This window comes from Cellulomonas sp. B6 (genome assembly GCF_001462455.1).
In the GTDB taxonomy this organism is placed as follows: Bacteria; Actinomycetota; Actinomycetes; order Actinomycetales; family Cellulomonadaceae; genus Cellulomonas.
The window spans coordinates 1-9,411 of record NZ_LNTD01000155.1 but is presented as its reverse complement, the minus strand read 5'-3'; the positions used below and the strand labels follow the sequence as shown (position 1 = coordinate 9,411).

Below are 9,411 nucleotides of genomic sequence, written 5' to 3'. Positions count from 1 at the left end.
GGCGCGGGCTACTTGACCGCGCCGACCGTCAGGCCGTCCTTGAGCTGGCGGTAGGTGAGGCTGAAGACGACGAGGATCGGGACGGACGTCAGCACGGCCAGCGCCATGAGGCCGGGCCAGTTGATGCCGAACGCCGAGACCTGCTGCGCGAGCAGCGCGCTGAGCGGGTAGCTGCCGGGCGTGAGGTAGAAGTTCACGGCGTAGAGGAACTCGCCCCACGCGAGCAGGAAGATCAGCGTCCCGACGGTGAAGACGCCGTTGCGCGCGACGGGCAGCACGACCTGCCAGAACGTCCGCAGGATCCCGGCGCCGTCGATCGACGACGCCTCCTCGAGCTGCGGCGGCACGGCCCGGAAGAACGGGCGCAGCAGCAGCGTCGCGAACGGGATCAGCAGGGCCGCGTCGGCCAGGATCACCGCGGCCGTCGTGTCGAGCAGCCGCCAGCTGCTGAAGATCTGGAACAGCGGGATGACGGTCGCGGTCTGCGGCATCATCTGCAGCACGATCAGCATCCCGAGCCCGACGGTCGGCAGCCAGCCGGTCGTGCGGGCCAGGCCGTAGGCGGCCGGCACGGCGATGGCCAGGACGAGCGCGGTCGCGCCGATCGCGATGGTCGCGGACTGCCCCATCGCGCGCCACAGCGTCGGCGTGATCGCCTCGCGGTAGGCGTCGAGCGTGGGGGAGAACACGAACGTCGACGCGCGGTCGAACACGTCGCCCGAGCTCTTGAACGACGTGATGAGGATCCACAGGATCGGCACGCCGTACATGAGCGTGAGCAGCAGCTTGGTGGCCACGGCGACCGGGCCGGCCTTGATCTCGTTCATCCGTGCGCCTCTTCCTTGCGGATGCTGCGGGCGTACAGGACGGCGAGCACGAGCACGCCGAGCACGGCGACGACCGAGGTCGCGGCGCCGAGGCCGTAGTCGTAGCGGACGAACGCCTGCAGGTAGCCCAGGAACGGCAGGGTGTTGGTGGCGGTGCCGGGGCCGCCGTAGGTCATGACGTAGATGAAGTCGAAGCTGCGGAACCCGTAGACGAGCGTGAGGATCAGCAGCACGAGGGTCGTCGGCCGCACCGACGGGACCATGATGTGGCGGACCTGCTGGGACTTGGTCGCGCCGTCGAGCTGCGCGGCCTCGAAGACCTCGGGCTCGATCGTCAGCAGCGCCGCGCGGTAGACCAGCGCGTTGAACGGGATGACCGCGAACGAGTTGACGAACGCGACGGCCGCCAGCGCCCAGTACTGGTCGTACAGGAACGGCACGGGGGTGTCCCGCAGCCCCGTGGCGAGCAGGACCGTGTTGACCAGGCCCGAGTCGGCGAGCAGGAACTTCCACACCGACCCGTTGACGACCGGCGGCAGCGCCCACACGAACACCATGAGCGCGAGCAGCGCACCCGACCACCAGCCCGACGTGCGCAGCGCGATCGCGCCGCCCAGGCCGAGCCCCATGCCGAGCACGGTGACGACGACCACGAACACCGCGGTGCGCGAGAGGGCCGCGCTCGTGTCGCCGGACTCGAACCCGGTGCGCAGGTTCTCCAGGCCCGTGAAGGCCCAGTCGGCGTTGAGGGTGGCGGCCGTGACCTTCGAGACCGCCATCCGCAGCAGGGTGACGAGCGGGTAGATGCTCAGCAGGCCGAGGAACACGGCGGCCGGGAGCAGGAACAGCATCCGGGTCTGACGCGGCGGGCGCCGACGCGGCCCGGGGGCCGGGCGGGTGTCGGCCCGCCCGGCCGCCGGCGCGAGCGAGGTGGTCATGAGGACCTCCGAGGGGGTGTCGCGCCGGACGGCCGGACGCGGGCGGACGGGGTGGTCGGTGGGGCTGCGGCTCAGTCGAGCAGCGGGCCGAGCGCGGCGATCGCGTCGTCGGCGGCCTGCTGCGGCGACTTCTGACCGCCGACCGCGGCGCTCCACGCCTGACCGAGCGTGAGCTGGACGTCGGCCACGGACTGCGCCGGGATCACCGAGGCCGGGTAGTTCGCCCCGAACTGCGTGATGGTCTGCGCGAACGGCTTGAGCAGCGCGTTGCCGGTCACGGCGTCGTCCGCGGCGGCGTCGGTGCGCGAGGGCAGCGAGCCGACGATCTCGGCCGGCAGCAGCTGCCCCTTCGCGTCGAGGTAGGTGGCCGTGAGGTACTCCCACGCGAGGTCGGGGTTCTTGCTGAACGCGCCGATGCCCTCGCCCTCGCCGCCGAGGTAGACCCCGCCGGTGCTGGACAGCGGCAGCGGGACGACGCCGTACTCGAACTTCGCGTCGGACTTCGCGGTGCCCATCTGCCAGTTGCCGTTCGCCGCGAACGCGGTCTTCCCGGCGGCGAACTGCTGGAACGGCACGGTCTGGTCCCAGGTCACGGACTCCTGCGACAGCCAGCCGTTCTCGACCCAGCCGCGCACGCGGGCCAGGCCCGCGGCGAGCGCGTCGGCCTGCGGGTCGTCGTAGCTGAAGCCCTCGGACGTGATCCAGGGGTAGGCCTGCCACTCGCCCTGCGACTGCGGCAGCGCGGACAGCGTGATGCCCGCGTAGCCGGCGTCCTTGGCCTTGGCCATCGCGGCCTCGAGCTCGTCCATCGTGGTGGGCGGCTCGACGCCGATCTCGGCGAGGATGTCGGCGTTGTACCAGAGGCCGAGCAGGTTGACGTAGCCCTGCACCGCGTAGGTCGTGCCGTCGACCTTGTGGATCACCGACTCGGAGACCTTGTCGGCGTCGGCGAAGCCGGCCCAGTAGTCGTCGAGGGGCGCGAGCGCGCCACCGAGCGCGAGGGTCGAGGCCTCGGCGCCGTTGAACACGACGACGTCGGGGCCGGTCTTGGCACCCGCGGCGGAGACCAGCTTGGAGTTGAGCTGGTCGTAGGGGACGAAGACGTTCTCGACGGTCGCGCCGTCGTGCTCGGCCTCGAACTTGTCGGCGAGCTCGTCCATGAGGCGGACCTGGTTCTCGTCCGAGAAGTAGTGCCAGACCGTGACGGTGTCGCCGCCGGACGATCCGCCGGTCGCGTCGCCGCCTCCGGCGGACGTGCCGCCCGAGCAGGCCGCGAGCAGCAGGCCGCTCGCCGCGGCGAGGGACGTGAGCGCCAGCCACCTGCGGCGGCGAGGGGTGGGCCGTGCGTCGTTGCCGTTGATGTCCATCAACCGGGCTCCCGTGTGTCAGGACGAGGTCGGTGGCGTGGGCGGGGTGCCCGGCCGGTGCGGGTGGGTGCCCGCTCCGCTCCTCGTCGATGCGTGATGACCTGCCGGGTGCCCGACGCCGCGTCGCTGCGGCGGACCGGTGAGATCACCGTCGGCCGAAAGCGACCGAAACCCGTTTCGGGACGCTAACACTGGGATGACGCGTCGGTCAACTAGGTGTGCGGGATGACGTTTTCGGGCATGATGTGGTCCGCAGCGCGCCGGTCCGACCGGTCGCGGGCAGGGACGGACGGAGGACGACCATGACGACCACGGAGGGCAGGCCGCGGCCCGTCACGCTGCGCGACGTCGCGCAGCTCGCCGGCGTCTCGGTGGCCACCGCCTCCAAGGCGCTCAACGGCAAGGCCGAGGTCCACCCCGACACGCGCCGCCGCGTGCAGGAGATCGCCGACCGGCTGTCCTTCACGCCGAACTCGCTCGCGCGCGCCATCACCGCCGGTCAGACCGGCACCGTCGGACTGCTCACGCACGACCTCGAGGGCCGCTTCAGCCTGCCGATCCTCATGGGCGCCGAGGACGCGTTCGGCGCCGGCAGCACGTCCGTCTTCCTGTGCGACGCGCGCGGCGACGCGATCCGCGAGCAGCACCACCTGCGCGCGCTGCTCGGCCGCCGTGTCGACGGCCTCATCGTCGTGGGCTCGACCACCGACCCGCGGCCCTCGCTCGGCACCGACGTCCCGGTCCCCGCGGTCTACGCGTACGCGCCGTCGGCCGACCCGCGCGACGCGTCGGTCGTGCCCGACAACGTCACGGCCGGTCGGCTCGCGGCCGAGCACCTCCTGGCGCTCGGCCGTCGGCGCATCGCGCACGTCTCGGGCGACGCGACGTACGCGGCCGCGCAGGACCGCGCCACGGGGGTCGCGCAGGCGCTCGCGGACGCGGGCGTGGAGCCGGTCGGCCCGGTGCGCTACGGCTCCTGGACCGAGGCGTGGGGCCGGGCGGGAGTCACCGCCGTGCTCGACGCCGACCCCGCGGTCGACGCCGTCGTGTGCGGCAGCGACCAGATCGCGCGCGGCGTGCTCGACGCGCTGCGCGAGCGCGGCGTGCGCGTGCCGGCCGACGTCGCCGTGATCGGGTTCGACAACTGGCAGCCCATGATCGCCGGCTCCCGTCCCGAGCTGACCAGCGTGGACATGAACTTCGAGACCATGGGCCGGCGTGCCGCGACCCGGCTGTCGGCGCTCGTCGCCGGCCAGCAGGACGCGGGGGTCGAGACGATCGAGCCGCGCGTCATGGTGCGCGCGTCGACGGCCGGCGACTGACAGGGGCCCGCCCCTGCGAGGTCGCGCCCGACGCCCCGTAGGCTGAGGACGTGCGCTGCGGGTACTTCGACGCGGGCGTGTGCCGCTCGTGCACGCTCCTCGCGCAGCCGTACCCCGAGCAGGTCGACGCGCAGCAGCGGCACGTGCGCACCGTGCTGGGCGACCCGGCGGACGTGACCTGGCTGCCCACCGTCACGAGCGCGGAGGCGGGGTTCCGCAACAAGGCCAAGATGGTCGTCGCCGGCACGGTCGACGCCCCCACGCTCGGGATCCTCGACCCCCACGGGCACGGCGTCGACCTGCAGGGCTGCCCGCTGTACCCGCCGGCCGTCAGCGCCGCGTTCGCACCGCTCGCGGCGTTCGTCACGCGCGCGGGGCTGGAGCCGTACGACGTGCCCGGCCGCCGCGGCGAGCTCAAGCACGTGCTCGTCACGGGCTCGCCCGACGGCGAGCTCCTGGTCCGGTTCGTGCTGCGCAGCACCGAGGCTCTCGCCCGCATCCGCAAGCACCTGCCGTCGTTGCAGGCGGCGTTGCCGTCGCTCGTCGTCGCGTCGGTCAACGTGCAGCCCGCGCACGCCGCGGTGCTCGAGGGCGACCGCGAGATCCTGCTGACCGAGCGCGGCACGCTGCGCATGCGCGTCAACGGGCTCGACCTGCACCTGCGCCCCCGGTCGTTCTTCCAGACCAACACCGACGTCGCCGCGGCGCTCTACCGGCAGGCCGTCGCGTGGGCCGACGAGGCCGAGGTCGCCTCGGCGTGGGACCTGTACTGCGGCGTCGGCGGCTTCGCGCTGCACCTCGCCCGCCCCGGCCGCACGGTCGTCGGCGTCGAGACGAGCGCCGAGGCCGTCGCGAGCGCCGAGCAGACCGCGCACGACGCGGGGCTGCCCGGCACCCGGTTCCTCGCGGGCGACGCGACCGCGTTCGCGCTCGCCGCGCAGGAGGTGCCCGACCTCGTCGTGGTCAACCCCCCGCGGCGCGGGCTCGGCGAGCCGCTCAGCCGCTGGCTCGAGGGCAGCGGCGTGCCGCGCGTCCTGTACTCGTCGTGCCACTCCGGCTCGCTCGCGCGCGACCTCGCGCACATGCCGTCGCTGCGGCTCGTGCGCGCGCAGGTCCTCGACATGTTCCCGCACACCGGGCACCACGAGGTCCTCACGCTGCTCGAGCGTCGCTGACCCGCCGCTGCGTCGTTGACCCGCTGCACCGCTGACCCGCTGCGCCGACGGCCTGCGGCGCAGCGTGCGCCGCCGCCGCGTCAGGCGAGCGCGTCAGGCGAGCGCGTCGGCCAGCAGGCGCAGCGTCTGCTCGCGCGCGGGCGACGCGTCGGCCGGCGTGCCGCGGACCGCACCGGCGACCGGCGCGACCATGACCTCGTCGGCGCCGATGCGACCGGCCAGGTCCCGCAGCTCGGCCGCCGCCGACGCGGGGTCGCCCACCACCCACGACGCCGTCAGCGCGGCGAGCGCCTCGTCCGCCGTCGCGGGCAGGGGAGCGGACTCGGCGTCCTCGACCAGCTCCTGCGCCTCGAGCTGTTGGCCGCTGCGCAGCCGCCACATCGTGCGGACCTGCGGCAGGACCAGGCGTCGCGCCTCGTCGGCCGTCGGGGCGACCGCGACGTTCGCGACCGCGATCGTGCGCGGCTCGGGCAGCTCCTCGGACGGCTGGAACGTGCTGCGGTACAGCGCGACGGCCTCGGACGTGCCGCGCCCGGCGAAGTGGTGCGCGAACACGTACGGCAGGCCCAGGCGGCCCGCGAGCTGGGCCGAGTACGTCGAGGACCCCAGCAGCCACAGCTGCGGCGCCGACGTCGCGCGCGGCGTCGCCCGCAGCGGGTACGCCGTCGAGCCGACGCGGACCTCCACGCCCTCGGGGCGCACGAGCGCCGCCAGGGCCGCGACGTCGTCGTCGAACGTGTCGACGCCGTCGCCGCTCGCGCCGCGCCGCAGCAGGTGGCTCGTCACCGGGTCGGAGCCGGGCGCGCGACCGATCCCGACGTCGACGCGGCCCGGGTACGCGGCCTCGAGGAGGGCGACCTGCTCCGCGACGACGAGCGGCGAGTGGTTGGGCAGCATGACGCCGCCCGACCCGACCCGCACGTGCGACGTCGCGGCGGCGATCAGCGACATCAGCAGCGGCGCGTTGGTCGCGGCGACCGCCGGCATGTTGTGGTGCTCGGCGACCCAGTACCGGCGTGCGCCCACCTCGTCGGCGACCCGCGCGAGCGCGAGCGTCGCGGCGACCGCGTCGGCGGTCGTCTGGTCGGAGCGGACGGGCACGAGGTCGAGCACGGAGATCGCGGTCACGTCAGGGGCAACCGGCGCGCGCCCGGGGGCATTCCGTGGTGCGCGTGTGCGCATCCGCACAGGTGAGGCACCGCCGGTGCCCGCGCGGCTCCCGGTCGGCCGTCCTAGTGTCGGCGGCATGGACGTCGCCGGGCCCGTGCAGCGCCTCCCTGCCCCCGGCGGCCGGGTGGGGCCGCTGTGGGTCGTCACCCGGGGTGCGGGCCGGCCGCTCGTGCTGCTGCACGGCAACGGCGAGGACCACCACGTGTTCGACCGCATGGTGCCGACCCTCGGTGCGGACCGCATGCTCGTCGGCGTCGACTCCCGCGCGCACGGCCGCAGCCCCCGCGGGGAGGGCCCGCTGCGCATCGCGGCGATGGCCGACGACGTCGTGGCCGTGCTCGACCACCTGGGGCTCGCGCGGCCCGACGTGCTCGGGTTCTCCGACGGCGGGAACGTCGCGCTCGAGCTCGCGTCGCGTCACCCCGACCGGGTCGACCGGCTCGTCGTCGTCGGCGCCAACCTGTTCCCGGCCGGTCTGACCGCGCGGGCGCTCGCGGAGGTGCGGCTCGCGCACGCCGTGCTCACCGCCGCGGCGGGCCTCGTGCCGGTGCTGCGGGGCACGGTCGAGCGGTTCTCCCTGATGGTGCACGACCCGAGCATCGACCCGGCCGACCTCGCCGCCGTCGCGTCGCCGACGCTCGTGGTGGTCGGCGAGCGCGACGTCGTGCGGCCCGAGCACACGCGGCTGCTGGTGGACGCGCTGCCCGACGCACGCCTGGTCGTCGTGCCGCGCGCGGGACACCTGCTCCCGCTGTGCGTGCCGGACCGCCTCACGGCGCTCGTGACCGAGTTCCTCGCGCGGACCCCCGCGCGCTGACACCCGTCCGACGTCCCGACTCCCGTGCACCGGGGGTGCGGGAGTCGGGACGGCAGCGACGTGACCCGGGGATCAGGCGGTGACGAGCCCGCCGCCGACCCACGTCCGGATCGCGGCCGCGTCACCGTTGGTCAGCTCCATGCGCGCGCCGCGGCACAGGCCGATCACGTTGTCGGCCCACGCCCCGGCGACCTGCTCGGCCGACGGGCCGTCCGCGAGCGACAGCCCCGTGTACAGCACGCCCGAGATGACGAAGTTCACGGTCGAGCGCCCCACCTTGGTGCCCGACTGCTGGCACGCCTCGTGCACGCGGCGCGACGTCGCGACGCGCTCGAAGCGGTGGGCCCGCACGTCGGCGGCGAGCGTCTCGAGCAGCACGCGGTACTGCGCCTGGCTCAGCCCGGGCGTGTCGGTCACCGAGATCACCTGGCGCTGCAGCGCGCTGGGGTCGGTGTCGGCGACGGCACCCGGCAGGTCGGCCTCGCCGAACCGCTGCGGGTCCCACACGTGGCCGGGCGGGCGCGTCGAGACGTCGAGGTCGGGCAGCGCACGCGTGAGCCACGACGTGAACCCGCCGGCACCCGCCCACTGCGAGGCCGACAGCCCGGGGTGCGCGTCGAGCGCGACCTGCGCCGCGGCGCCCAGGGGGAGAGGGGCGTCGGCCGTCCGGACGGCGCGTCGCACGGCGCGGCGCGCGCGAGCCTCGCCCTCGTCGACGACGCGCTCGGCGGCGCGCGCGCGGGCCGTGGTGCGCGACCCGGCCGTGTCGGGACGCTGCTCGGAACCGGCTCCCGACGCCCCCTCGGGTGCGGGCTCGGCCGTCGCCGCCCCGCCCGAGGTCGTCGGGGCCCCCGCGGGACGCGACGCCGACCGGCCGCCCGACGCGCGCGTCGCCTCGGGAGCCGCGGCGCCGGACGTCGCGTCCGCGGGCGCCGCCTCGGGTGCGGCCGCCTCGGGGGCGGCGACCGGCTCGGCGTCCAGCGGCGACGCCGTCTGCGTCACGAGGTCGGCGAGCGCGTCCGCGCCGATCACGGTGTCGGCCACCGCGCGGTACGCCGACGCGGCGGGCGACGCCGTGATGATCGTGACGCGACGGTCGTCGGCGCGGCAGCGCTGCGCGAGGGGCGTGAAGTCCGCGTCGGCCGACACGATGACGAACTCGTCGTAGCGCGTGGGCGCCGCGAGCGCGTCGACCGCGTCGAGCACGAGATTGATGTCGGCGCTCGACTTGCCCTGCTGCGTGAGCGACGGGCAGTCGACCACGCGGAACCCCGCGCGTGTGAAGTTGGGCCGGAACCGCGAGTACACCGAGGGGTTGAGGTAGCAGGCGCGCACCAGGAACCGGCGCGTCAGGTCCCCGTCGACGTCCGATCCCTGCCCGAGCTCCGAGAGCCAGTGGCCGGGGTCGGTGGCGAACGCCTCGGCCGCGCGCGGGTCGAGGCGCTGCAGGCCGATGTAGACGTTGTCGAAGTCGAGGAAGAGCGCCGAGCGCAGCCGCCGGGCGGGCTCGTGGGTGGTGGTCACGGGTCCCATCCTGCCGTGAGCGGCACCCGGCGCGCGTCGGTAGCCTCGGGGGATGCGCTCGTCCCGGTCCCCGCACGCCCCCGTGACCGGTGCGGGCGGGCGTGCGACGCCCGCCGGGGCCGGGGACCGCCCGTGAGCGCGGTCGTCGTGCTGCAGACGGGAGCGGTCGTGCCCGACGCGCCCGGCGACCCGGCGCCCGGCGTCGCGCCCGACGGCCCGGGTGACGCGACCGACGCGGCGACCCCGACACCCACACCGACCGCGACGCCGA

General features: G+C 74.9%; 8 protein-coding genes. 3 read left to right on the top strand and 5 right to left on the bottom strand.

Going from position 1 to position 9,411, the window contains the following annotated elements; all coding sequences use genetic code 11:
* Window positions 1–8 precede the first annotated feature (8 nt).
* From ATM99_RS13990 to ATM99_RS13980, 3 genes are all read right to left on the bottom strand, one after another.
* Window positions 9–827, bottom strand: coding sequence for a carbohydrate ABC transporter permease (locus tag ATM99_RS13990; protein ID WP_062103489.1), 819 nt, complete (start codon window positions 825–827; stop codon window positions 9–11).
* On the bottom strand, window positions 824–1,765 hold the full coding sequence (locus tag ATM99_RS13985) for a carbohydrate ABC transporter permease (RefSeq protein ID WP_062103488.1): 942 nt from the start codon (window positions 1,763–1,765) through the stop codon (window positions 824–826). Before ATM99_RS13985 ends, ATM99_RS13990 begins: the two co-directional genes overlap by 4 nt.
* Window positions 1,766–1,836: 71 nt before the next feature.
* Entirely contained in the window at window positions 1,837–3,132 is a 1,296-nt protein-coding gene (locus ATM99_RS13980; RefSeq protein WP_062103487.1) for a sugar ABC transporter substrate-binding protein, read from the bottom strand.
* A 302-nt stretch (window positions 3,133–3,434) separates the two neighbouring features.
* Here ATM99_RS13980 and ATM99_RS13975 point away from each other — a divergent pair, with 302 nt between their 5' ends.
* Together ATM99_RS13975 and rlmC are read left to right on the top strand one after the other, a co-directional pair.
* Window positions 3,435–4,454 (top strand): LacI family DNA-binding transcriptional regulator, encoded by a 1,020-nt coding sequence (locus ATM99_RS13975; protein ID WP_062103486.1) that lies wholly within the window; start codon window positions 3,435–3,437, stop codon window positions 4,452–4,454.
* 50 nt (window positions 4,455–4,504) lie between these two features.
* Window positions 4,505–5,629, top strand: coding sequence for a 23S rRNA (uracil(747)-C(5))-methyltransferase RlmC (gene rlmC / locus ATM99_RS13970; RefSeq protein ID WP_062103485.1), 1,125 nt, complete (start codon window positions 4,505–4,507; stop codon window positions 5,627–5,629).
* Window positions 5,630–5,722: 93 nt separating this feature from the next.
* Here the strand turns inward: rlmC and ATM99_RS13965 are convergent, their stop codons facing one another.
* Window positions 5,723–6,811, bottom strand: a complete 1,089-nt coding sequence (locus ATM99_RS13965; RefSeq protein ID WP_082659767.1) for an LLM class flavin-dependent oxidoreductase — start codon at window positions 6,809–6,811, stop codon at window positions 5,723–5,725.
* A 64-nt stretch (window positions 6,812–6,875) separates the two neighbouring features.
* On the opposite strand from ATM99_RS13965, the gene ATM99_RS13960 reads away from it, so the two are divergent.
* A complete protein-coding gene (locus ATM99_RS13960) occupies window positions 6,876–7,616 on the top strand; it encodes an alpha/beta fold hydrolase (RefSeq protein WP_062103484.1) in 741 nt (246 codons plus the stop codon).
* Between the two features lie 72 nt (window positions 7,617–7,688).
* Here the strand turns inward: ATM99_RS13960 and ATM99_RS19740 are convergent, their stop codons facing one another.
* Complete coding sequence (locus ATM99_RS19740; RefSeq protein WP_223305097.1) at window positions 7,689–9,140, bottom strand: NYN domain-containing protein; 1,452 nt, start codon at window positions 9,138–9,140, stop codon at window positions 7,689–7,691.
* Window positions 9,141–9,411 lie beyond the last annotated feature (271 nt).